A 20926-nucleotide genomic window follows, 5' to 3' on the forward strand; every position below is an offset into this window, starting at 1 on the left:
AACACTCAGATTGGCTGAATCAATCCACCAAATGGCGGCGAATACCTTCAGCTGCAGCGGCAGTGCGATCACGCACATGCAGCTTGCCGATAATCGCCTGCACATGGCCGCGCGCGGTTGATTCAGCAATGTGCAAGTGCTGGCCAATCTCGCGGTTGGTGAAGCCTTCGCACACCAATTCCAAAACGCTGTGCTCCCGGCTGCTGAGATCTTGAGCAGAACGCTCAGGGCCATCGCGCAGGACGTGGCTGGCTACCGGGCCCGCGTAGCGCAATCCCTGCATCAACGCCTCCAAAGCGGAGACAAGCACCGACACCTGCAAGCCGCGCTGCGTCAACAACGCATCGGTTGGGCCTTGCCATGCCCGGCGCACCGTCGCGGCATCCAGCGATTCCAAGGTGAGCACTGTGGCCATGGCACCAGCTGCAGGGGCATGGGCTTTGAGCTGGCTGACCAACTCCAAGCCCGAACCGTCATCGAGATGCTCACTGACAAACGCCAACACCGGCTGGGCTTCATCAGGCAGCAACGCCAACGCCTCAGCCGGTTTGGTGCAAATGCCCAGGAGTTGGCCGGGATGGCTGGCACTGGCCCAGGCAAAGCTGGTGGCCATCGCAATCGCATAAGGGCGATTGTTGGTACACACCACAATGCGGTGATCCATGGCCAGAGCTTGCAGATCCCGGGTTAACGCTTGAATCTCAGCATCGACGCGGAACTGCATGGTTTGCCTGATCAGCCAGCGGCCATTGCATCAACGCGCTCAGCCATCTGTTGATCAAGGCTGGAGATACCGCCCAAGTCATGGGTGACCAAATCAATGCTGACCCGGTTCCAAACGTTGCTCCATTCCGGGTGATGGCCCATGGCTTCGGCCAGCAGCGCGACCCGCGCCATGAAGCCAAAAGCCTCGGAGAAATCGGCAAATTGCAGATCCCGGTGCAACTTGCCCTGCTGCACCGACCAGTGGGGCCGTTGAGCCAGCAAGGCATCGCACTCGGTTGCGCTGAGCAAATGGGCGGCCATCAAGCCAATGCAGCTTTAGGCCGGTTCTAGCCAGGCGTTAATAACCAAGCCCACCAAACGGCCCCTGGCCCTGGGCCACAGGACACCCCACCTGGGAACCCAACAGGGCACCCAGCGGAATCGCCCAAGCGCGGCCGTCATCGCGTGAGGCGGCATAGCCCAAGCCACCGCCAGCGAGGCCGCCGATCAAGCGGCCGATGTTGCAGCGCCGTTGCGCCGCCTGAGGATCAAGAACTTGCCCGCTCCGGGCGACCCTGCGCAGCGGAGCTCGGCGCACCGGCAGTTGAGCCGCGGTGCCATAACCGTCGGGGTAATCACGCACCACGGGCATCTCCTCAAGGGCGGCGCGGCGGTTCTGCCAATGATGATTGGGGTGAGCTTCAGCAGCGGCAAACAGCGAGCTGCTGGCCAGCAAGCTCAGGGTTCCCGCAAAGGGGACAGCAAAGCGAAGCAAGCGCATGGCTGTGATGAAACGCAGGACTACTGTTCGCCAAACGTGCGTCTGAGCTGCATCCCCTCGGCGCTTGATGTGCGGGGGAATGCGTCTGCTGTCACATCACTGTCACATCTTGCGCCATGGCCCGCATTGCACTGCTTGGAACTGGCCTGCTGGGGGGCGCCATCGGCCGCAGGCTGCTGGAGCAGGGCCACAGCTTGAAGGTGTGGAATCGCACTCCAGAGAAATGCCAACCCCTGCTGGAGGCTGGCGGCCAAGCCATCAGCTCACTATCTAATGGGGCCGCTGATTGCGACACGGTGATCAGCGTGTTGCGCGATGGCCCGGCCAGCGCCGAGGTGTTGCAGGAGCTGGGCCATCTCCAGGGCAGCTGCGTGATGGGCATGGGCACGCTGGCCATTGCTGAAAGCCGGGCGCTTGAACAACAAATCAGCCAGCAGAACGGCCACTACCTAGAGGCCCCGGTGCTGGGCAGCCGGCCGGAAGCCCTGAAGGGCAGCTTGCTGGTGATGGCAGGGGGGAGCGCTGAGGTGTTTGAGAGCCAACGGCCGATCTTGGAAACGCTGTCAGCCGAACCACGGCTGATGGGCCCTGTGGGCAGTGGCATGGCCAGCAAGTTGGCCCTCAATCAATTGATCGCCAGCCTCACCCATGGCTTTTCACTGGCCCTGCGCTTGGTGCAGGCCCAAGGCGTTTCCACCGGCGAGTTCATGGAAGTGCTGCGGCCATCAGCGGTGTACGCCCCCACCTACGACAAAAAACTGCAGCGGATGCTGGATCAGCACTACGACAACCCCAACTTCAGTACGGCGCTATTGCGCAAAGACCTGGGCTTGTTCCTGCAAGCCAGCCAGCAGGCCGGCCTGAATGCTTCAGGACTGCAAGGAATCCTGGAGCTGCTGCAACAAGCCCAAGGCGATGCGATCGATGGGCTGGATTACTGCGCCCTGCATGAGCTCACCCAGGCTCAACACTGAGCAAACGCTCGACTTTCTCTTCCAGATAACGCAGGAAGGGAGCGGCACTGAGCGGCTCTCCGCTGACCTGCTGCACCAATTGCTCACCATTCACCGAGCGGCCCAAAGGCCAGACCCGCGCGGCTAACCAATGGCGCAGCTGCTGCTCTTGGCCTGCGGCAATGAGCTCGGGCAGGGATCCCAGATCTCGCTCCATGGCTTCGCTGAGCTGAGCGCTGATCAGATGACCCAGGGCGTATGAGGGGAAATAGCCAAACAGGCCTTCAGCCCAATGGATGTCTTGCAGGCAGCCATTGCTATCGCTGTCGGGGGGGTGACCGAGTAGCTCGGCAAAACGGTGATTCCAACGCTCCGGCAGCTCCGCCACCGGCAGCCCCTGCTCCAACAACGCCAACTCCAGCTCGTAGCGCATCACGATGTGCAGCCCATAGCTGAGCTCATCGGCTTCCACGCGGATCAAACCCGGCTGCAAGGGATTGAGCGCTTTCCAGAAACGCTCAGGCCCGCCCCAAGGATCGGAGCCAAGGCCGAGGCAGAAACGCGAATGCCAGCGGCGCGCGAAGGCTTCACTGCGCGCCACGCGGCATTCCCAGAACAACGATTGGGATTCATGCACCCCCATCGAAGTGGCATCACCCAACGGCCACGGGAACGCATGGGGCTGGTCGTGCGGCAGGCCCTGCTCATAGAGCGAATGGCCCCATTCATGGGCCGTGGCCAAAAAGCAGGAGAAAGGTTGGCCGGCCACCACGCGTGTGGTGATGCGGTAGTCCTGCGGACCCAAGGTGCAGGAGAAGGGATGGGCTGAGCGGGAGCGCTGGCAGCGCTGGTTGTCGTAACCCCAGCTCTCAAGCAGATCAATACTGAGCTGCTCCTGCAGCGATTCCGGCAACTCCGCAGCCGCCCCATCAGCGGCAGGTACTCGCGCTAGCAATGCCGGCAAGCGCTGCCGCAATGGATCAAACAGCACCTCAAGCCGCTGCTTGCTGATGTCGGGTTCAAACGGTTGCGCCAGGATTTCCCAGGGGCTGCGCTCAACCGGTTCAGCCGCCTTCAGCTGGTTGGCCTGCTCGAGGCGCAATTGAATGATGTGCTCAAGAGCTGGAGCAAACAGGCTGAAGTCGTTGAGCCGTCTGGCCTCCTGCCAAACGGCATTGCCATGGGACTGGGCGCGCACCAAGGCAGCAACAAGCTCCTTGTCTTGGCAGCGGTTGCGCTCCAGCTGCAGGCGTAGCAACGCCAGGTTGCGCTGATGGGCTGCATCCCCGCTGGCTTGGCTAGCACCAGTGGCTTCAGCTTCAGCGGCCTCCAATAGATCGCCGTAGTCCTGACAGCTCTGACGCTGGTGCGCTTGAGCTGCCAGCAGGGCCAATTGATCACCGCGCCAGCTGGCTGCAGCCGCTGGCATCACAGTGTTTTGATCGAAATACAGCGCGCTGCTGATCGAATTCAGCAGACGGGTTTGATGCAAGTAGCTCCTGAGCTGCTCGGCTGCAGGACCGCTTGTCATGCCATCAGGCCTCAGGGCGGGCTTCAGCAAAGATCTTGGCGAGGATCTCGCCAGCACCTTGGCTGCGCAGCAATTCAGCTAAGCGATTGCCCAAGTCCTCAGCCTGATCTTGAGGGGCGCGAAGCTCGTCGCGTATGAGTTGTTTGCCATCGAGGCTGGCCACCATGCCGGTGAGGACCAGCTCATCTCCTTCAAAACGGGTGTTAACGCCGATTGGCACCTGACAACCACCCTCCAAGGTGCGCAGGAACGCACGTTCAGCCAAACAACGCAGGGAGGTGGGGCGGTGCCCTAGCACCTTGATTTGCTCGAGAACAGCCGCATCACCATCGCGGCATTCGATGCCCAAGGCGCCTTGGCCCACGGCATGCAGGGAGATCGAAGGATCAATCAGCTCATGGATGCGATCACCCAGGCCAAGGCGGCCCAAACCAGCTGCCGCCAAGATCAAGCAATCGAACTGGCCGGAATCCAGCTTCTCGAGGCGGGTGATCACATTGCCGCGCACATCTTTAAAGGTGAGGTGCGGGTAGTGGTACCTGAGCTGGGCCAAACGGCGCAGGGAGCTGGTGCCCACCACGGCCCCCTCAGGCAGGGTGGCCAGGGTGAGGTCTTTGTTTTTGGCATGCATCACCAGGGCATCCGCAGGATCTTCCCGCTCGGTGATGCAGCCGAGCATCAGCCCTTCTGGAAGGTTGGTGGGCAGATCTTTGAGGCTGTGAACAGCAATGTCAGCCCGGTTCACCAGCATTTGAGCTTCTAGCTCTTTGGTGAACAGTCCCTTGTCGCCAATCTTGGCCAGAGCCACATCGAGAATCTTGTCGCCCTGGGTGGCCATCGCCTCGATGCTGATCTCCAGACCGGGGTGAGCTTTGGCGAGCTCATCACGCACCCACTCGGTCTGAACCATCGCCAATTGGCTGCGGCGAGAGGCAATACGCAAAGAAGAGGCCGTCATGCAGGGGAAACAGGGCGCTGCAGCAGCCCTCGAGCGCCCTCCACCCTACGCAGCAGGCCCTTGGATCCAGACCCAAAACAGCCCCAGCGTCGATACGCTTTGCAACAGTTGTTGCATCCGCCATGCCTGGCCCGGTGGTTCAAGGGGTTCAGTCCACCCCGGCTCGGGCTGCTACGCAGTCGGCTGCGCCCTTGCAAGCACCGATTCCGTTGCTGGCAGAAGGCACGATCAAATTGGTGCTGATGAGCAGTGGCACCGTGCTGATCGCCAGGCTGCGCCACACCAGCGACCGCGACGGCCAGCCAGCGTTTCAATTGCTGCGCCCGCGGGTGGTGCAAGAGCAAGAAGACGGCTGGACGCTGCAACCGTTCTTGGATCAGCTCACCCCGCAGCAGGATCTGGTGGTGTTTAAAAGCGCTGTGGCCTCCTTGCTTGAGCCGGCAGCAGCGCTGCTTTCGCAATACGGCGAAGAGAGCAAACAAGAGGTGCCCCAAGCCGCATCTCCGCTGGAGCGCCTCAAGCAGGCCTTTCAAGATTTCACCGACAGCGTTGAAGGCGGTTAGCCGCCAATCGCTTAAGCCGCAAAGAAATCCAGCGGCAGTGGGCCCCAGGTGTCTTCCGCATCCGGGTTGCTGGGCGCTTGCCCGCTGATCAAGATTCCCAGGCCCAAGCCAGATTCGGCGCGCACCATGGCGGTGCCATTGCGTTGGTTGCCTTTGAGGAACACGCCACCTTCTGGCAACGGCTCACCGCCGAGGCTCAGGGCATCCCAGCCCAAGGCAGCCTCGAGCTGGCGCAATGCGGCAATGGCCTCTTCAGCGCTGTCGGCCATCACGCCAACGGTGAACCACTCACAGGCGCTGAGGCGATCACGCAGTTGCGCATGGAGCGATTGGCGCTGCTCTGCGCTGAGTTCAGGAGCTGTGCGCAGCTCGCGGAAGTCGTCGAGGTTCATGAATCGAGCCTATTGGTAAGAGCATCAGGGGAGATCTGCGGCAGGGCAGTGCGCACCGCAATCGGCAGCACCAACAGCGATAGCCCTGCCAGCACCAACAGATGGGCGATGGTGCCGAGCGCCAAGGGCTGCCCGGGGCTGAACAGCTCCAGATCGAGCAGCAACACACCCAGATAAAGGGCCCACCAAGCCCCAGAGCGCATCTCAATGGCTGCCCCGCGCCGCCAGCAATACAGGGCATAGATCAAGCTCGGCACCCCAATAGCCAGCACGGCCCCCTGTAGCGCCACACGGCCGCACCACATGGCCGCCCAGCTGGCTGCAACAAAGGCCAATGCCGATGTTGCCGTTCCCCACGGCACCACGAAGTGCCCGGTTTCATCGGGGAGTTGCCGGCGCAAAGCGAGCAGGCTGGGAGGGCCCATGGCCAGAGCAATCATCTGAGCTGCCGTCAAAAACGACACCACCTGTTGCCATCCAGCCCCAATCAGCAACATCGCCGAGCCCACCAGCAAGCTGGCGATGATCGAGACATCGGGAACACCGCGGCGATTGGTGTGCCCAAACGGTTTTGGCAGCAGCCGGCAGCGGCCCATCATCCAGCTGATCCGAGCTGACACCCCCAGATAGGCCATGGCGGTGGCGCTGGGAGAGAGGGCCGCATCAATCAACAGGATCACCACCATCCAGCCCAAGCCAAGCCCAATGGCGAGCGCCGCCAACGGCCCACCGTGCTGCGTGAGACTGAGGTTGGACCAGCCACCAGTGAGTACATCAGGCGGCACGCTCACCAGAAATGAGAGCTGCAGAACCAGATAGATCAGCAGGCTGATGCCCAAACCGAGTGCCATTGCCAGCGGCACATTGCGCTGCGGGTTGCGCACCTCACCAGCTAAATCAACGGCGGTGCGAAAGCCCAGCAAACAGAACAAGATTCCGCCACTACCCACGGCAGCGAGCAGACCGGTATTCGCGTCATCAGCCGTTGGCGTACCCACAGCAATAGCGAGATTGCCCCAATGGCGGCTGAGAGCCATCAAGACCATGGCCACCACCAGCGGCACAATCAATTTCCAGATCGTGATCGAATCAATCCAGCGCGCCAGGCTTGCCACTCCGCGCAAGTTGATCCAAGTGAACAGAAGCATCAAGGCGATGGCCACTGCCAACCCCAAACCGCTGAGCACCTGAACACCGCCAGCATCTTTGGTGAGCCAGGGCACGCTGCTAGCGAGGTAGTCGATCATCGCCAACAGCTCAATGGTTGGCACGCAAAGGTAGGTGATCCAGATGCTCCAACCCCCAATGAAGCCCGAAAGGCGGCCATGGCTGAGCAAAGGGATCTGCGCCAAGGCTCCTGAGCTGTTGATGCGCGAGCCCAGCTCAGCAAACACCAGCGCCAGCAAAAAGGCGATCGCCCCACCAATGAGCCAAGCCGGCAGGCTGGCGGCACCGGCGCTGCGGGCCGCAAAATAGGAGGCCAGCAACCAACCGGAGCCAATCGTGCCGGTGACCACAGCCAAGGTGAGGCTTCTGAGCCCCAGATCGCGGCGAAGCTCCATGGCAGCCAGCCATCACCTGCACCAACAATGGCAACAAACACCGAGTTGACCTCGCTTGCAGCTGGTCAGAGGCACAAAAAGAACTCTCGACGAACCAGGCTGTTGTCCTAAGAATTTGGAACCCACAACGTGCACAATGCTGCGGTTTGACCTCGCCTTTGTTTTACTTGGCAGCCGATATTGCTGCGCCCAGCTTCTTCAAAAAGGATTTGATTGTGCTGGGGCGACTGCGTCCAAAGTCGAACCATTAACTCGGGACTCCATCCACGAGTAGAGCTTGGGCAACCAATTACTTCACTAGTTGGAATGGCTACAGCAATTGACTTAGGAGAGGTCTCAACGAGCTGCTGGAGCGCCCGAAAATCTCTGTAGTCATGATCGCAGTCATCACTTTTTAACAGTCCACTAAGAATATGTTCGCTATAAATCAGCTGTGCTTTGTTGAGATCAACAGTTAAGGGTTCGAGTGCTGACTTTCCCTCTCGTATTCGTTGGCTATTGATGGCTTTCTCAAGCGAGAGCCCCAAAGAGATCTCTCGGGTCGTGAAATTAATAGTTTCCGATCTTGCAGACAAGCAATTAGCAATGACTAGAGATAGGACAACAATGAACAAAACTGGGTTCATAGGAGGCTGAATCCACATTCATGATGCCTAGCTCAGACAGCAATGCCACAAGTCATATCTCAACTTCACCACTGCGGCTAACATATCAAAAAGCCTCCCTGTCGAATCAGGTACCTGAATCAGGTCCATTGCTGACCAAGTGACGTGGGTTCGATCCCCAAGATTGACAATGCCTTGGTCGCTGAACCGCCGGGATCACTGAAACAATCAGAAAGCATCACCTCAATCAATGCTTCAGGCAAACCCGTGAAGCGAAGCAGATGTGCAAATGGAGCTGGAATGTGCACACGGCGTAGACGTTTTCCAGGATTCAGAACAGTTACCAACTCATCAAGCTCCATGACCTCAGGGCCTTGCAAGTCAAACAAGCCGTCATGCTCCCCCACTAGAGAAGCCATGATGGCTGCAACAACATCCCGCAAAGCAAGCGGTGCCCAGCGCTGTGAGCCGCTCCCTATCAGCTTGACCACTCCACTAGAGCCAGCGATCAAGCTGCTTGCCGTTGGGCCAGGATGCGTAGGTGATCCAACGATGTGGCAACAACGCAGAATTGTTGTCGGCACTCCAGCTGTGAGCAGGATGTCTTCCGCCTGAGCCTTGCTAGCCAAATATTGATTCTTAGAACTGATGCTCGCCCCGTGAAAACTCAAAAAAATCAGCCGGCGACAGCAAGTGGGCGAAATCGAATTAGCAACGCGTTGAGTGGTTTTCAAATTCGCGCTGGTGTAGTCGCCATTTGCCGGCTTGAGATTGCCAGCTAGATGGACCACAGCCCCAGCTGAGGCCAGAGCACTCTCAGCCTCTGGAGACGACATCCAATCGCAATATTCCAAGCAGTCACGCAGGCCTGCAGGCTTTCTCACCAGCGCCTTAGATCTGATGCCAGCTCGCTGGAGTTCAGAAGCCAGAGCACGTCCTACCTGTCCAGAGGCACCGGTAATAACAACCGGCTCAGGGATGCCTTGGGGCATAACCATGGTCTCTCAGCGATAAGGAAAGAAGCCGACGACAAGCTCATGAGGCGGTGCCTTGACTAGCCCTACCGCAAAGCCATGCAATCTCCCTTGATATAGCCAGAAAAAAGCACCCCGAGAATTCGGGAATAGAGTATGCATTGAGACCAAAATGTGCTGAGTTCCACGCCCACAAAGGCAACCCAACCTCACCCACCAGTCAATTCAGACCTGCGCACAAAACTGCCAGTAAACCTGATTTTGGCTAAGCCAGACTTAACAGCACCACTGAAAGATGACTATTTTAAAAATCCCAGAGAATGGTATTTCTCGTTACCGTGCCACCTTCAACCCTGCGACTGGAGAACACATTCAGTATGTCCTCACTGGTCGTGAAACCGCTGGCTCAGTGACACGCTTCCGCTGGGTAGATGAGCCTGGCGGAAAAATCGCATCTCATACACACCCTGGCTGCAGTGAGACATTCACAATTCTCGACGGGGAAGCAGTATTAATTGTTGACGGCAAAGAAGTAACTCTTCAAGCTGGAGAGACGGCAGTTGTTCCACCTGGAGCTGTCCATGCCGAAGAGAACAGAAGCGGCTCTTTGATCCATGGAGTTGTTGAACTTCGGCCTGCATGCAAAAGCGCTGAACTTCACGATGCCTTGGCTGGCATAGGGAAGGAGCTACCCCACAGAGACAGCGGCGTTCCAAAAAATTTATTGCAATTAGGCGCTACTTTTTGGCTATTTCGTGATGAACTAAGGGCTACAGACCCACCAGTCTGGCTTCAGAATTTGATGCTGCCACCTCTTGCATTCTGCGCTCGCATTGCTGGCGTTCAAGGGATGAAACCCCATTGGTCCAGCATCTTGCCTGATGATTCCCCTGGATGTGAACCACTTTTTGACGAAAGCCGCTTTGCCTATGCGCTCGTAAAAGGCGGCTATGGACATGGATTGCATCACCATGGTGCGCCACACCCGCACTGAAAATTATCTACCAAAGGAAGCAGCTCCCAAAACACCCAACAGCCGCTGGCGTATCACTCAAGAAATCGTGATTACTGAATGCAAAGTTCACCACTGCAGCCAAGTGGACCAACAAAAAGCCCCAGCCAAAGCAGTGGCCATCTCATTTCAAGAATTAGGGGACCAAAGCGTGCACAGTGCTGCAGTTTGGCCGCTGACCTGCTTAACCGCACAACCGATGTAGCGATGGTCTTGCTCTTCAAACAAGATGTGATCGTGATGCGGCGATTGACGCCAAAGCTCCACCTCAAGCCGAGGGCTCCAACCGCGTGTAGGGCTAGGGCAACCAATCACCTCGCTAGTTGGAGTAGCTACATCAATCGGCTTTGGAGAGGTTGCTATCAGCCGTTGAAGAGCTGTGAAGTCCCGGCGGTCGTGGTCACAGGCATTACCTCTTAGCAACTCATTCAGCACTGCATCGCTGTAGATCAGCTGCGCCTCCTCTAGTTCATTCGTTAACGACTGGAGCTCAGGCTGACCTAGTTGTAGTCGCTTGGAGTTAATAACTTGTTGCAACTCATCGCCCAATGACAGCTCACGACTGCTGAAATCCACTGACTGGCCGGAAGCATCTGGAGCATCAGCCAACAGCATGAGTGCAGCCAAAGCCAAGAAGACGCGGCGCATTGGTTCTTTGACCCGTTATCGGCTTGGTAGCAATGGCGATCCCCTATTGACCCAAAAGGTCCCATCAACAGTCAGCAACTCACCAACAAAAAGCCCCCGCCGAAGCGAGGGCCGTGAGATGTCATCAGCGAATCGCGCTGACTATTTGATGTAATCATCAACCCAGTCATACCAAGGGCTTAGATACGGAGACTCGACGGAGACTCGCTGATATAGGAAGCATGTATGACCCTCTGAGATAGGAGCCATAGACCTTTGCAGTTATGAGACACCCAAATCAGAACTGGAAGGTGATGCCACCGGAGGTGCGCCAGTCGGCTGCTTTGTTGACCCAGAGCTTGGCGCCACCTTTGGCATAGAGCTTCCAGGCGGTGGTGGGCCCTTGGGCGATGGCGTAATCAACGCCGCCTTCTAGGAGCACGCCGTATTGGGTGTCCTGGTTGGAAGGGATTTCAGCGGTGCGAGCCTTGCGTCCCGTGCGGGTATGGGCCCGCTTGAACTTCACGGCTCCGTTGTTGGTGTCCCAATCCGCGAGCCAAGCGACTTTGATATTGGGAACGATCAGCTTGCGCTCGCCCTGCTTGATCGGCCAGGCGAGCTTGGCGCCGAGTGCTGTACGCAGGAAGTTGTCGGAGTAGGAGTTGAGCTTGAGTGCAAAGCCGCGGTAACGCCCTGACTCTGTGTAGGAGGCGTCCTCGTTGCCATTCCAGATGGCGGTGGCTTGTGGCTCGAGAATTGCGCTGCCCCACGTGAAAGGAGCACCAACCCGTACGGTGCCCATGTAGGAGGTTGTGTTTTTGGTTGCGGTGTAGGTCTCGTTGACGATCGTGCCGATCTTGACCTGACGCTTGTTGTCGCCGGAGAAGGCGGTGGCACCAAAAGCACCTTGCACGTAAAAGTTGTCAGCCCAATAGCTGGCCATGACACCGCCGCCATAGCCGTTGGGATTCCAGGAACCCCCACCGGTATCGCGACCAGCGAATTGGGTGAGGTTGATGTTGCCGTAGTTGCCAAAGATGCCGAGTTGGACGTTCTCGGATAGGGAGGTGTCAACACCAACGACGAGGCCGCTGTGGGTGGAATAGAAGTTGTTGTAGACGTCGTCGTAGAAGACAAGACCGCGCTTGCCGTAAGCACCACCGGTGTCATAGGGGCTCATGGAGCCACCAAAGCCACGCACCCAAGCGCGTGTGCCATTGGGCTCGGTGTAGATGGAGGTGAGGTTGGGGTCATCGACGTAGATGTCGCCATCCATTTCGATGGAGGCGATTTCAATGTCGACTTCAGCTGAACCAGAGGTTTTCCAGAGGCCACGCACGGGCTCTGTGATGGTGTCCTGGATTTCAACTTCTGTGATTTCTTCTTCTACTTGTAGCTTTTGAAATTGACGTGAGGGAAGCCGCTCAAGGATGGTGTCGGCGAGATCGTTGACGTAGGCCTGAGTAGCGAGACCACCAGCAGCGATAACGTTTCTGGGTAGCAGGCCTGCTGAGATGAAGCGGCCAAGCGCTGCTAGGCGTTGAGCTCGGGTGGTCCCTGCAAGACGGGATTGCAATCTTGCAATTAAGCCTGCGGGAAGTTCGCGTAATGCATCGTCAATATTGATCAGGCCATCGCCACCGACACAGTTGCTGTCATCAACGTTGTAGAGCGCTGATATGGTTACAACTCTTGGAGCTCCGTGTGTGACATTTGGCTTAAAGACACCACTCATGAATCCGCGAATTTGATTACCAGCTCCAATCCCTGTTGCCACGAACATGTCTTGAAAGAGGACGTCATTGCTGAGTTCTTTGGCGAATGCATTGGTTTCCCCAGCCCTTGTTGTAGAGAAACCCCATGCCGCATCATCAAGAGTCCAGTAATTCTGTCTAGGAGGATTTCCAGCAGCTGCCAGACTTGAAGCATATGGCTGCTGCACATCATTATTTCTACCAGAATATGCATATTGACCTGTCTCCAGACCAATACAATAAGTCGTTCCGCTGTATTCAAAAGTGCTGTAGTTTTCTGTTGCTTTTACAGCACCATTGGCGGATACCAGAGAACCTAAAGCCAAACAAATGCCGAACCCTTTAACCTGATTCAAGCTGTTTGCTCTCCGCTTTGTGGACTCAGAAGTGGATTGAGCAAGAGTGAGTTGCTGCTTGGTATTCACCGTTCACATCGGAAGATCTTGGCTTTATAGGCATAAATCAACTAATCGGCTATTAACTGACGCCAATCTTGCACTTATTGGCTCATCCAGCGAGGGGAGCATTCCGCCACCACGAAGCCAGCACTGTTCCTCATCCCTCAGGCGTCCTCCAGGCCTCAGAGGCAAGCGGCGAGAGCACCTCAGCACTTCCCCAAAAAGAGTGGTTCTGTAAAGCCAGCAAGCCCCTAGCCAGGGGATTGCTGTAGCAAATAAATGCATAAAAAAGCGAGCCTCATTGCCGCAGAGACGCGACGGAGACTCGCCAAATTTAATCTCTGAGATCGACTGCCATGAATGGGGTCTCAGAGACCACAGAATTACTTGATGTACTCCTTGAGCACGCCGTTGCGGTTGGGGTGACGCAACTTTCGCAGGGCCTTAGCTTCGATCTGGCGGATGCGCTCGCGGGTCACATCGAAGATCTGACCGATCTCTTCAAGGGTCTTCATGCGGCCGTCGTCGAGGCCATAACGCAGACGCAGCACGTCACGCTCACGGGGGCTCAAGGTGGCGAGCACACCTTCGAGGTCCTCACGCAGCAGGTTCTTGGCCACGTCCTGATCGGGGTTCTCAATGTCGGCTTCGATGAAGTCGCCGAGGCGTGAATCCTCTTCTTTACCGATCGGTGTTTCCAGAGAGATCGGCAGCTGAGCCGACTTGGCGATGAAACGCAGCTTCTCGATGGTCATCTCCATCGATTCAGCGATCTCTTCTTCTGTCGGCTTGCGGCCGAACTCCTGGGAGAGCACCTTGGTGGTCTTCTTGATGCGAGAGATCGTCTCGTAAAGGTGCACCGGCAGGCGGATGGTGCGCGACTGGTCGGCGATGGCGCGGGTGATGGCCTGACGAATCCACCAGGTGGCGTAGGTGGAGAACTTGTAGCCCTTCTCGTGGTCGAACTTCTCAGCGGCGCGGATCAAGCCGAGGCTGCCTTCTTGAATCAGGTCCTGGAAGCTCAGGCCCCGGTTCATGTACTTCTTGGCGATCGACACCACCAGGCGCAGGTTGGACTGCACCATCTTTTCCTTGGCTCGGCGGCCGAGCATCAAGCGGCGACGGAACTTGATGGGGGGCATGTCGACCAGGACTGCCCACTCGCGGTTGTCGGGATATTTGCCGTGGTCTTCCTCGTACTGATCAGCCAGCTCTTCGAGGTGAAGCAGGTCCGCGATCTTGCGGGCCAGCTCAATTTCTTCATCGGGGCGCAGCAGGCGGATGCGGCCGATCTCCTGCAGGTAGACCCGGATGGAGTCTTCTGTGTAAACGCCCTTCGGGCCGATCTTGATGCTGGGCAGCTTGGCGGCCTTGCCGTCTTTGGCGACGGTGGTGGTGACAGCCACTTCAGGCTTGGGCTCGGCCTTTGGAGCAGCTTTTGCCTTCGGGGCGGCCTTGGCTTTGGGAGCCGCTTTGGCCTTCGGTGCAGCTTTGGCTTTGGGAGCGGCTTTGGCTTTGGCTTTGGCTTTGGGCTCAGCCTTGGCTTTAGGGGCCGCTTTGGCTTTCACCTGCTTGGCTTCGGTGACTTCAGCGACAGCGGTCGTGGACTTAGCGGCAGCAGCAACGGGCATGCGATCGAACCGAACGAAGGGCTAAGTGAGACGGGCAAGCGTCTCATTACGCCGAGCGCAAGCGACTAACGCGCCAGCACAACAGCAGTGATCTGGGGTACAAGACGACAAAATTGTCGGATTGACAGGGTTGTCAGGGGTGATCGCAGACCCTGAGCAGAAGCTCCTCGGTGTCTTCCCACTGGACGGAACTCTGTCGTGTTCCGACGGCTGTGTTACCAGCCCAACTCACCCATCTTAAGAAATGGCTGTGGGTTGCGCAACCTTGGCTTGACTGCTGGAGGATGATTGTTTGCGCCGTTTCCCAAACTAGACGTGGGGGAACGGATCTCGGTCAGTGTTTGGGTGGAGGCCGGCCGCAGCGGCCGGTTGCTCAGTTACGACGCCAGCGGCGTTGAACCGCTTCAAGCTGGTGATTTGGTGCGCGTCAAACTCCGCGGCCAACTGCATACAGGCATTGTCAGCGCAGAGGTCGCTGAGATTCCAGAGGGTGTTGCCTTAAGCCCTGTGCTGGAGCGGCTGGAGACCGCCGCCGTAGACCCTCTCTGGCAGCAGATGCTCGAGGCGGTGGCGCAGCGCTGCCATACCTCCAGCTTTCAGGTGCTGAAAACAGCGTTGCCCAATGGTTGGCTTGGGCACCGGCGCCAGAGCGGCGGCCATGGGCGCAGCGTCTTGGTGGCCGAGCGGCTGCAGCCCCCACCCCCTGGCGACTCCCCCACCAAACGCCAGCAAGCGCTGCTTGATCACCTCGAGGCCCATGGCCCCAAGCCCGTCACCCAGTTGGTGGAGCAAGGCTTTGGCCGGGCCCTGCTGAAAAATCTGGCGACCCAACAGTGGATTTCACTCACTCCAAAGCTGCTTCAGGGCGAGGAAGCCCTGCAGGGAAACCATGTGGAGCTCCAGGAGGAGCCGCCTGAGCTGAGCGCGCAACAGCAGCAGGCCCTGCAGCAATGGCAACAGCAACCGGAGATCCGCCAGTGGCTGCTGTGGGGGGTGACTGGATCAGGCAAAACAGAGGTGTACCTGCGCTGCTGCCAGCAGGTGCTGGAGCAGGGCCAAAGCGTGTTGCTGCTCACCCCTGAAATCGGCCTGGTGCCTCAGCTGCTGCAGCGCTGCCGCCAGCGTTTTGGTGATCGCGTGATCAGCTTCCACTCGGGCCTCAGCGATGGTGAGCGCATCAAGGCGTGGCGTCGCTGCCGCCAAGGCGGGGCCAACGTAGTGGTGGGAACGCGGTCGGCGATCTTTTTGCCGATGCCGCAGCTGGGCTTGATCGTGCTGGATGAAGAGCACGACAGCTCCTACAAGCAGGAATCGCCGATGCCCTGCTATCACGCCCGGGATGTGGCGCGAATCCGCATGGAGCTGGAAGGGGCGCGGTTGCTGTTCGGCAGTGCTACCCCAAGCCTGGAGAACTGGCTGTTAAGCCAACAAGACAACTCCGCCATGGGGCTGTTGGAGCTGCGCGATCGCATCGCCGCGCGCCCCTTGCCTCCAGTGCATGTTGTGGACATGCGCCAGGAGCTGGCCAGCGGCCACCGCCGCCTACTGAGCCGCCCCCTTCTCGATCGCCTGATGCAGCTGCCGGAGCGGCAGGAGCAGGCGGTGGTGTTGGTACCGCGCCGCGGCTACAGCACTTTTTTGAGCTGCCGCAGCTGCGGTGAGGTGGTGATGTGCCCCCACTGCGACGTGTCGCTGACGGTGCATCGCAACAGCCGCGGTGATAGCTGGCTGCGCTGCCATTGGTGTGATCACCGCCAGGAGATCAGCGATCGCTGCGGCCATTGCGGATCCACAGCGTTCAAACCATTCGGTGCTGGCACCCAGCGGGTGATGGACACCCTTGAGCAAGAGCTCGAAGGGGTGCGGCTGTTGCGCTTTGACCGCGACACCACCCGCGGTCGCGACGGCCATCAACGGCTGCTGCAGCAATTTGCCGCTGGCGAAGCCGATGTGCTGGTGGGCACGCAAATGCTGGCCAAGGGCATGGATCTACCGCGCGTCACCCTGGCGGCAGTGCTAGCAGCCGATGGTCAGCTGCACCGGCCCGATGTGCGCGCTGCCGAAGAAAGCCTGCAGCTGATGCTGCAACTGGCCGGCCGCGCTGGCCGCGGGGAGCGCCCCGGCGAGGTGCTGGTGCAGACCTACAGCCCGGATCACCGAGTGATTCGCCATCTGATTGATGGCCGCTACGGGCGTTTTTTGGAAGAGGAAGCCAGCGTGCGCCAAGGGGCTGGACTGGTGCCCTACAGCCGCGCCTGCATCCTGCGCCTGGCCGGCCCTGCCGCCAGCCTCACAGCCAGCACCGCCACCACCATCGCTGAAGCCATCGGCCCGGGGCTGCGAACCGCTGGCTGGATGGTGATCGGACCAGCCCCAGCCGCCCGCTCCAAGGTGGCCGGCCTCAGCCGCTGGCAATTGCTGTTGCAAGGACCTGCTGATTCCGCCTTACCGCTGCCGGCAGAAGCCGAACTGCGCAAGCTCCTGCCCCGCGGCGTGCACTTGGCAATCGATCCGGATCCCCTGGAGCTTTAAGCCCGCTGCCCAGCTTGGAACTGCCGCAGCAGCAGGCTGATCAACAACAGCAGCAGCACCGCAACGCTGCCCAGGCCCAAGCCACTCCAGCGCCAGCAGCGCAGCAACAGGTGGTTGGCCTCACCCGGTTGGGGCTGCCAATCGAGTTGCCCAGCGCCCTCGTTCTGCGTTGGGGGTTCGGCCTGGCGAACCGCCGCCGAGCTAAAGGGATGCACGTGCAGATGCAGCTCGAGGCCAGGCACCGGATCGAGGCCTGAGAGGTCCCAATCGAGCTGGATCTGTTGTTGCACGCCCACCAGCCAATTGCGCTCACGCCACTGCAGCTGCGGCTGCGGCAGCTCCTCCGCCATCAGCTCAGAAGCTCCGCTCACCTGCTCTTGTAACCAGGGCGCCAGCTCCTGCAAGCCCAACAACACAGGCTGTTGGCGGCTGGCTGTGGTCCCCTGCAATTGCTGCTCCACCACCACCCGGCCTGGAGAGGTGAAATGGAAATCGGTGTCAACGCGAACGCAGCCGGCCATCAGCAGCGTCAGCCCTATCAACACCGCCATCGCCAGGGCGGCAAAGCCAGCCGGTGAGCGGGTGCGGCCCACCGGCGGCGGCGCTGGTGGGGGCGGAGTTTGGCGTCGCCGCGAGCGGCGACCGGCTTTGGCCACACCCTCGAGCGCTGGCATCGAACCCAGCTGCGGCAGCTGAACCATGCGATCAGAGGGCACCTGCAGCACTGGGGCCTCCAGCACGGCCAACAGGGCGCGGGCTTGCCGGCGCAGCTCACTATCACCGCACTGGGCGGCAGCACGGCAGCTCTGTTTGGCCCGCTCGCCATCGCCGAGGCCTTGATGGGCCGTGGCCTGCAGAAGGCGCACCTCGGCGCCCAGCTTCATCGTGACCGGCAACTCGGCCGCCACAGGCTCCAGCAGCTGCAATACCTGGCGGTATTCGCCGCAACCCAACGCGCTTTGAGCGGCCTTGATCGCCTGGTCCATGGCCTCAGCCCTGCTGGCGGCTTCCCAACACCATCGTGCCGATGCCTGAGTTGGTGAACACCTCCAGCAGCAGGGAATGGGGAACGCGGCCATCGAGGATGTGGGCCGCCCGCACTCCTTGGGCCAAAGCGCGAATGCAGCACTCGGTTTTGGGAACCATGCCGCCGGCCACCACACCGGCATTGATCAGCTCGCGCGCTTCCGACAGGCTGAGTTGATCAATCAATGACTGGGGATCATCGCGGTCCCGCAGGATTCCTGGGGTGTCGGTGAGCAGGATCAGTTTTTCCGCATCCATCGCTGCGGCCAATTCACCGGCCACCGTGTCGGCATTGATGTTGTAAGGCTGGCCCTCGTGGTTGGGGGCCACGCTCGAGATCACTGGGATGTAGCCCTGATCGAGCAGCGGAATAATCACCGAGGGATCCACCTGGGCGACATCCCCCACCAATCCCAACGACCCATCGCCATGGGTGCGGGCCTGCACCAGGCCGCCATCGGCGCCGCTCAAGCCCACCGCACGGCCACCGACGCGGTTGAGGCCATTGACGATCTGTTTATTCACGCGGCCCACCAGCACCATCTCCACCACATCCATGGTGTCGGGGCAGGTGACCCGCAGCCCCTCTTGAAACACCGGTTCGATCGAGAGGCGATTGAGCCACTGGTTGATCTCAGGGCCACCGCCATGGACCACCACCGGCTCAACGCCAACGCTGGCCAGAAGGGCCACATCGCGAAACACCGCATCACGCAGGTCTTCGCGAACCATTGCGGCTCCGCCGTACTTGATCACCACCCGGCGACCACGAAAACGCTGGATATAAGGAAGGGCCTCACTGAGGACCTCAACCCGCAAAACATCCGGTGTTGACATGGCTGGCTCTAGGGACATGGCTGACGCAGTTGCACTGTGAGCAAATCAGCCTCCCCATCCTCCAGGCTCGCCTCCAAGCCAGGCCCAAAGAAACGGCCCAGGCGAGCGGCCTTCTCATGCCAGTGCTCACGGGGCACATCGCCCAAATCAAACACCATCTCCAGCGCATAGCGGCCGCCGTGGTCGTACTCGGCAATGCTCTGCAGTTGGGGCGGGTTCTCCTCATCCCAAAGCTTGAGGGCTTCCAACGAACTCTCCAGATGAGCCTTTTGGCCATAACGCCAGCGCACCACATCCTTCAGCAGCTTGAGCTGCTCCTTGGTGCCGGTGGATTCGCGCAGCTCGCGGAACTGAGCCGCCGGTGTCAGCCGAGCCGGAGGCGGCAGCTCCGATGATTTGAGCGCCAAGCCCCCCAAAAAGATGGGGATGCCATAGAAAATCGTCGGCAAACTCACGTTGGGGGAGTCGGTGGCATAGGCCACCGAACCAATCACCGTGAGCACGGCACCGGCCACCGTGAGCAGCGAGCCTGGAGAGAACAGATCCTTCATCGCGTCATCTTCCCGTAAGGCGAGCGAAAATGATGGCGAAAAGCCAAGGGCCATGAGCGACGCCGAGACCACGCCAGCTGAGCTACTGAATCAACTGCAGCAGGACCGGCGATGGCTGTTGCGCCAATTGGACCAGGGCCAATGGCCCGAACTGCGGCTTGATCTGGCTGCCCTGGAGCGCGAACTCGGGCAGTTGCTGGATCAAGCCAGTCAGCACATCTCTCAGCCTTGACTCCCTGCTCAGAAGGGAATCTCATCGTCGGGGAGGTCCACCAGCGGGCCGGTGTTCCAGCTCGGCGCTTCCGCTGCAGCAGGAGCAGAGGTGCGAGCGGGGGCGGCCTGAGGAGCTGGAGCTGCGGCTGGAGCAGAGGCGGCCGTGGGGGCTGGGGCCGCGGCGCCACCACCAGAGACCGGGTGCATGCGCGAGAGGGTGAATTCGGCTTTTTTCTCTTTGATGCCATCGGCCCGGGCCGTGGTGTTCATGCGCAGCCGGCCTTCGAGCACCAAGCGTTGACCCACTTGCACGCGGCTTTGCAGGTCCTGAGCCAGGTTGCCAAAGCCCACCACCTTGAGCTCACCGGCGGGATCTTCAGCGCGCAAACCATCAATCCGCACCTGCATCTCAGCAATCGGCATCTGGTTGTCTTGGGTGTATCGGATCGTGGGCGCCCCCAGCACTTCCACCTCAAGCAGGCAGTGATTCACGTCGATCGCGGCGTTGTGGCGCCCATCCTCACCCATGCAAGCCAGTGGAGCCAGTGCCATGGATGAGCAGCGCATCTGGCTGCTCAGCGGCACCGGCGAAGGGCCGCCACTGGCCGCCGAGCTCCTGCGGCGTGGATGGCAGCTGCGGGTGAGCGTGGTGAGCAGCGCGGCCGCGCGGGCCTACCCGGCGCACCCCGCACTCGAGCTGCAGGTGGGTGCCCTGGGCGATGAAGCCGCGGTGCAAAACGCCTTCGCCTCATGGCCCTGCCGCTGGGTGGTGGATGCGGCACACCCCTTTGCCCGCAGCATTCATCCCGCTGTGGCCAAGGCCTGCAAGGCCTTGGGGCAACCGCTACTGCGGCTGCAGCGACCCATGGTCACCAGCCCAGGGACCATCCTGCTGGCGCAGCTTGAAGAGCTGGCCAATCAGCCGCTCGAACGCGACAGCCTGCTGCTGGCGGTGGGCGCACGCGAGCTCGCGGCGGCCTTGCGCTACAGCTGTGCCCGCGAGCACGCCGTGCGGCTGCTGCCTTCGGCCAGTGCCCTGGGCCAGGCGCTGCAACTTGGCCTACCGGCTGAGCGCATTGCCTGCCTGCGGCCGCACACCAACAGCAGCCTGGAGGGATCGGTGGAAGCAGGGCTCTGCCGGCGCTGGGGCATCACCGCGGTGCTGGCCCGTCAATCGGGCGGACCACCGGAGCAGCAATGGCACCGGATCTGCCAAGCCATGGGGTTGAAGCTGCTGCTGCTGGCCAGACCCGCAAGCCCTGATCTCCATGGCTTGGAAATCGAACCACTGCTCGCCAGGCTGGGATGGCCGCTGTAAGGA

The 20926-nt window shown here is 59.9% G+C and carries 22 protein-coding genes; 6 read left to right on the forward strand and 16 right to left on the reverse strand.

The window, feature by feature from the left end; genetic code table 11:
* Window positions 1–19: 19 nt before the first annotated feature.
* Genes SIB46_RS03775 through SIB46_RS03785 form a run of 3 tightly spaced genes read right to left on the reverse strand, consistent with a single transcriptional unit; the run spans window position 20 to window position 1486 of the window.
* On the reverse strand, window positions 20–724 hold the full coding sequence (locus tag SIB46_RS03775; protein ID WP_413297216.1) for a LuxR C-terminal-related transcriptional regulator: 705 nt from the start codon (window positions 722–724) through the stop codon (window positions 20–22).
* Between the two features lie 11 nt (window positions 725–735).
* A complete protein-coding gene (locus SIB46_RS03780; RefSeq protein ID WP_413297217.1) occupies window positions 736–1026 on the reverse strand; it encodes a 4a-hydroxytetrahydrobiopterin dehydratase in 291 nt (96 codons plus the stop codon).
* Between the two features lie 37 nt (window positions 1027–1063).
* Window positions 1064–1486 (reverse strand): glycine zipper 2TM domain-containing protein, encoded by a 423-nt coding sequence (locus tag SIB46_RS03785; RefSeq protein WP_413297218.1) that lies wholly within the window; start codon window positions 1484–1486, stop codon window positions 1064–1066.
* 116 nt (window positions 1487–1602) lie between these two features.
* Here SIB46_RS03785 and SIB46_RS03790 point away from each other — a divergent pair, with 116 nt between their 5' ends.
* Entirely contained in the window at window positions 1603–2460 is an 858-nt protein-coding gene (locus SIB46_RS03790) for an NAD(P)-dependent oxidoreductase (RefSeq protein WP_413297219.1), read from the forward strand.
* Here the strand turns inward: SIB46_RS03790 and SIB46_RS03795 are convergent.
* Together SIB46_RS03795 and hemC are read right to left on the reverse strand one after the other, a co-directional pair.
* The gene (locus SIB46_RS03795; protein WP_413297220.1) at window positions 2441–3970 is read right to left on the reverse strand and encodes a carboxypeptidase M32; all 1530 of its coding nucleotides are present in this window, start codon (window positions 3968–3970) and stop codon (window positions 2441–2443) included. The genes SIB46_RS03790 and SIB46_RS03795 overlap by 20 nt on opposite strands.
* A gap of 4 nt (window positions 3971–3974) precedes the next feature.
* Window positions 3975–4928: a hydroxymethylbilane synthase gene (gene hemC / locus SIB46_RS03800; protein ID WP_413297221.1), complete on the reverse strand. Its 954-nt coding sequence runs from the start codon at window positions 4926–4928 to the stop codon at window positions 3975–3977.
* Window positions 4929–5050: 122 nt separating this feature from the next.
* Here hemC and SIB46_RS03805 point away from each other — a divergent pair, with 122 nt between their 5' ends.
* On the forward strand, window positions 5051–5491 hold the full coding sequence (locus SIB46_RS03805) for a DUF6561 domain-containing protein (RefSeq protein WP_413297222.1): 441 nt from the start codon (window positions 5051–5053) through the stop codon (window positions 5489–5491).
* A gap of 11 nt (window positions 5492–5502) precedes the next feature.
* Here the strand turns inward: SIB46_RS03805 and SIB46_RS03810 are convergent, their stop codons facing one another.
* From SIB46_RS03810 to SIB46_RS03825, 4 genes are all read right to left on the reverse strand, one after another.
* Entirely contained in the window at window positions 5503–5883 is a 381-nt protein-coding gene (locus SIB46_RS03810; protein ID WP_413297223.1) for a DUF1824 family protein, read from the reverse strand.
* Complete coding sequence (locus SIB46_RS03815) at window positions 5880–7445, reverse strand: APC family permease (protein WP_413297224.1); 1566 nt, start codon at window positions 7443–7445, stop codon at window positions 5880–5882. The genes SIB46_RS03810 and SIB46_RS03815 overlap by 4 nt, the downstream gene beginning before the upstream one ends.
* Before the next feature lie 107 nt (window positions 7446–7552).
* Window positions 7553–8071 (reverse strand): hypothetical protein, encoded by a 519-nt coding sequence (locus SIB46_RS03820; protein WP_413297225.1) that lies wholly within the window; start codon window positions 8069–8071, stop codon window positions 7553–7555.
* Between the two features lie 119 nt (window positions 8072–8190).
* Window positions 8191–9048: an SDR family oxidoreductase gene (locus SIB46_RS03825; RefSeq protein ID WP_413297226.1), complete on the reverse strand. Its 858-nt coding sequence runs from the start codon at window positions 9046–9048 to the stop codon at window positions 8191–8193.
* A gap of 271 nt (window positions 9049–9319) precedes the next feature.
* On the opposite strand from SIB46_RS03825, the gene SIB46_RS03830 reads away from it, so the two are divergent.
* Window positions 9320–10018 (forward strand): cupin domain-containing protein, encoded by a 699-nt coding sequence (locus SIB46_RS03830; RefSeq protein WP_413297227.1) that lies wholly within the window; start codon window positions 9320–9322, stop codon window positions 10016–10018.
* 147 nt (window positions 10019–10165) lie between these two features.
* Here the strand turns inward: SIB46_RS03830 and SIB46_RS03835 are convergent, their stop codons facing one another.
* From SIB46_RS03835 to rpoD, 3 genes are all read right to left on the reverse strand, one after another.
* Window positions 10166–10684 carry a hypothetical protein gene (locus SIB46_RS03835; protein WP_413297228.1) on the reverse strand — a complete coding sequence of 173 codons (519 nt, stop codon included), beginning with the start codon at window positions 10682–10684 and terminating at the stop codon, window positions 10166–10168.
* Window positions 10685–10961: 277 nt separating this feature from the next.
* Window positions 10962–12239, reverse strand: a complete 1278-nt coding sequence (locus SIB46_RS03840) for an autotransporter outer membrane beta-barrel domain-containing protein (protein WP_413297229.1) — start codon at window positions 12237–12239, stop codon at window positions 10962–10964.
* A gap of 959 nt (window positions 12240–13198) precedes the next feature.
* Window positions 13199–14446: an RNA polymerase sigma factor RpoD gene (gene rpoD / locus SIB46_RS03845; protein WP_413297230.1), complete on the reverse strand. Its 1248-nt coding sequence runs from the start codon at window positions 14444–14446 to the stop codon at window positions 13199–13201.
* A gap of 315 nt (window positions 14447–14761) precedes the next feature.
* Here rpoD and priA point away from each other — a divergent pair, with 315 nt between their 5' ends.
* Window positions 14762–16978 carry a primosomal protein N' gene (priA, locus tag SIB46_RS03850; protein ID WP_413297231.1) on the forward strand — a complete coding sequence of 739 codons (2217 nt, stop codon included), beginning with the start codon at window positions 14762–14764 and terminating at the stop codon, window positions 16976–16978.
* On the opposite strand, the gene SIB46_RS03855 is transcribed toward priA, so the two are convergent.
* The 3 genes from SIB46_RS03855 to SIB46_RS03865 are packed head-to-tail and all read right to left on the reverse strand — an operon-like array spanning window position 16975 to window position 19392.
* Window positions 16975–17964, reverse strand: coding sequence for a DUF3153 domain-containing protein (locus SIB46_RS03855; RefSeq protein WP_413297232.1), 990 nt, complete (start codon window positions 17962–17964; stop codon window positions 16975–16977). The two genes, priA and SIB46_RS03855, sit on opposite strands and share 4 nt — an antisense overlap.
* 4 nt (window positions 17965–17968) lie before the next feature.
* Window positions 17969–18859, reverse strand: coding sequence for an acetylglutamate kinase (gene argB, locus SIB46_RS03860; protein ID WP_413297233.1), 891 nt, complete (start codon window positions 18857–18859; stop codon window positions 17969–17971).
* Window positions 18850–19392: a DUF2854 domain-containing protein gene (locus SIB46_RS03865; RefSeq protein ID WP_413297234.1), complete on the reverse strand. Its 543-nt coding sequence runs from the start codon at window positions 19390–19392 to the stop codon at window positions 18850–18852. Before SIB46_RS03865 ends, argB begins: the two co-directional genes overlap by 10 nt.
* A 52-nt stretch (window positions 19393–19444) precedes the next feature.
* Here SIB46_RS03865 and SIB46_RS03870 point away from each other — a divergent pair, with 52 nt between their 5' ends.
* Window positions 19445–19624, forward strand: coding sequence for a hypothetical protein (locus tag SIB46_RS03870; RefSeq protein WP_413297235.1), 180 nt, complete (start codon window positions 19445–19447; stop codon window positions 19622–19624).
* A gap of 8 nt (window positions 19625–19632) precedes the next feature.
* Here SIB46_RS03870 and SIB46_RS03875 read toward each other — a convergent pair whose 3' ends face one another.
* Entirely contained in the window at window positions 19633–20157 is a 525-nt protein-coding gene (locus SIB46_RS03875; protein WP_413297236.1) for a single-stranded DNA-binding protein, read from the reverse strand.
* Here SIB46_RS03875 and SIB46_RS03880 point away from each other — a divergent pair.
* Complete coding sequence (locus SIB46_RS03880; RefSeq protein WP_413297237.1) at window positions 20156–20923, forward strand: precorrin-6A/cobalt-precorrin-6A reductase; 768 nt, start codon at window positions 20156–20158, stop codon at window positions 20921–20923. The two genes, SIB46_RS03875 and SIB46_RS03880, sit on opposite strands and share 2 nt — an antisense overlap.
* Window positions 20924–20926 lie beyond the last annotated feature (3 nt).

It is taken from the genome of Synechococcus sp. MIT S9452, from assembly GCF_047304245.1.
In the GTDB taxonomy this organism is placed as follows: Bacteria; Cyanobacteriota; Cyanobacteriia; order PCC-6307; family Cyanobiaceae; genus RCC307.

Excerpts from the sequence above, each read along its gene's own strand:
- SIB46_RS03790 (WP_413297219.1), top strand. The coding sequence starts at position 1,603 with ATGGCCCGCATTGCACTGCTTGGAACTGGCCTGCTGGGGGGCGCCATC.
- SIB46_RS03830 (WP_413297227.1), top strand. The coding sequence starts at position 9,320 with ATGACTATTTTAAAAATCCCAGAGAATGGTATTTCTCGTTACCGTGCC.
- SIB46_RS03870 (WP_413297235.1), top strand. The coding sequence starts at position 19,445 with ATGAGCGACGCCGAGACCACGCCAGCTGAGCTACTGAATCAACTGCAG.
- SIB46_RS03785 (WP_413297218.1), bottom strand. The coding sequence starts at position 1,486 with ATGCGCTTGCTTCGCTTTGCTGTCCCCTTTGCGGGAACCCTGAGCTTG.
- SIB46_RS03780 (WP_413297217.1), bottom strand. The coding sequence starts at position 1,026 with ATGGCCGCCCATTTGCTCAGCGCAACCGAGTGCGATGCCTTGCTGGCT.
- SIB46_RS03835 (WP_413297228.1), bottom strand. The coding sequence starts at position 10,684 with ATGCGCCGCGTCTTCTTGGCTTTGGCTGCACTCATGCTGTTGGCTGAT.
- hemC (WP_413297221.1), bottom strand. The coding sequence starts at position 4,928 with ATGACGGCCTCTTCTTTGCGTATTGCCTCTCGCCGCAGCCAATTGGCG.
- SIB46_RS03875 (WP_413297236.1), bottom strand. The coding sequence starts at position 20,157 with ATGGCACTGGCTCCACTGGCTTGCATGGGTGAGGATGGGCGCCACAAC.
- argB (WP_413297233.1), bottom strand. The coding sequence starts at position 18,859 with ATGTCCCTAGAGCCAGCCATGTCAACACCGGATGTTTTGCGGGTTGAG.
- SIB46_RS03810 (WP_413297223.1), bottom strand. The coding sequence starts at position 5,883 with ATGAACCTCGACGACTTCCGCGAGCTGCGCACAGCTCCTGAACTCAGC.
- SIB46_RS03820 (WP_413297225.1), bottom strand. The coding sequence starts at position 8,071 with ATGAACCCAGTTTTGTTCATTGTTGTCCTATCTCTAGTCATTGCTAAT.
- SIB46_RS03880 (WP_413297237.1), top strand. The coding sequence starts at position 20,156 with ATGGATGAGCAGCGCATCTGGCTGCTCAGCGGCACCGGCGAAGGGCCG.
- SIB46_RS03775 (WP_413297216.1), bottom strand. The coding sequence starts at position 724 with ATGCAGTTCCGCGTCGATGCTGAGATTCAAGCGTTAACCCGGGATCTG.
- rpoD (WP_413297230.1), bottom strand. The coding sequence starts at position 14,446 with ATGCCCGTTGCTGCTGCCGCTAAGTCCACGACCGCTGTCGCTGAAGTC.
- SIB46_RS03865 (WP_413297234.1), bottom strand. The coding sequence starts at position 19,392 with ATGAAGGATCTGTTCTCTCCAGGCTCGCTGCTCACGGTGGCCGGTGCC.
- SIB46_RS03825 (WP_413297226.1), bottom strand. The coding sequence starts at position 9,048 with ATGGTTATGCCCCAAGGCATCCCTGAGCCGGTTGTTATTACCGGTGCC.
- SIB46_RS03805 (WP_413297222.1), top strand. The coding sequence starts at position 5,051 with ATGCCTGGCCCGGTGGTTCAAGGGGTTCAGTCCACCCCGGCTCGGGCT.
- SIB46_RS03855 (WP_413297232.1), bottom strand. The coding sequence starts at position 17,964 with ATGGACCAGGCGATCAAGGCCGCTCAAAGCGCGTTGGGTTGCGGCGAA.
- SIB46_RS03795 (WP_413297220.1), bottom strand. The coding sequence starts at position 3,970 with ATGACAAGCGGTCCTGCAGCCGAGCAGCTCAGGAGCTACTTGCATCAA.
- SIB46_RS03815 (WP_413297224.1), bottom strand. The coding sequence starts at position 7,445 with ATGGAGCTTCGCCGCGATCTGGGGCTCAGAAGCCTCACCTTGGCTGTG.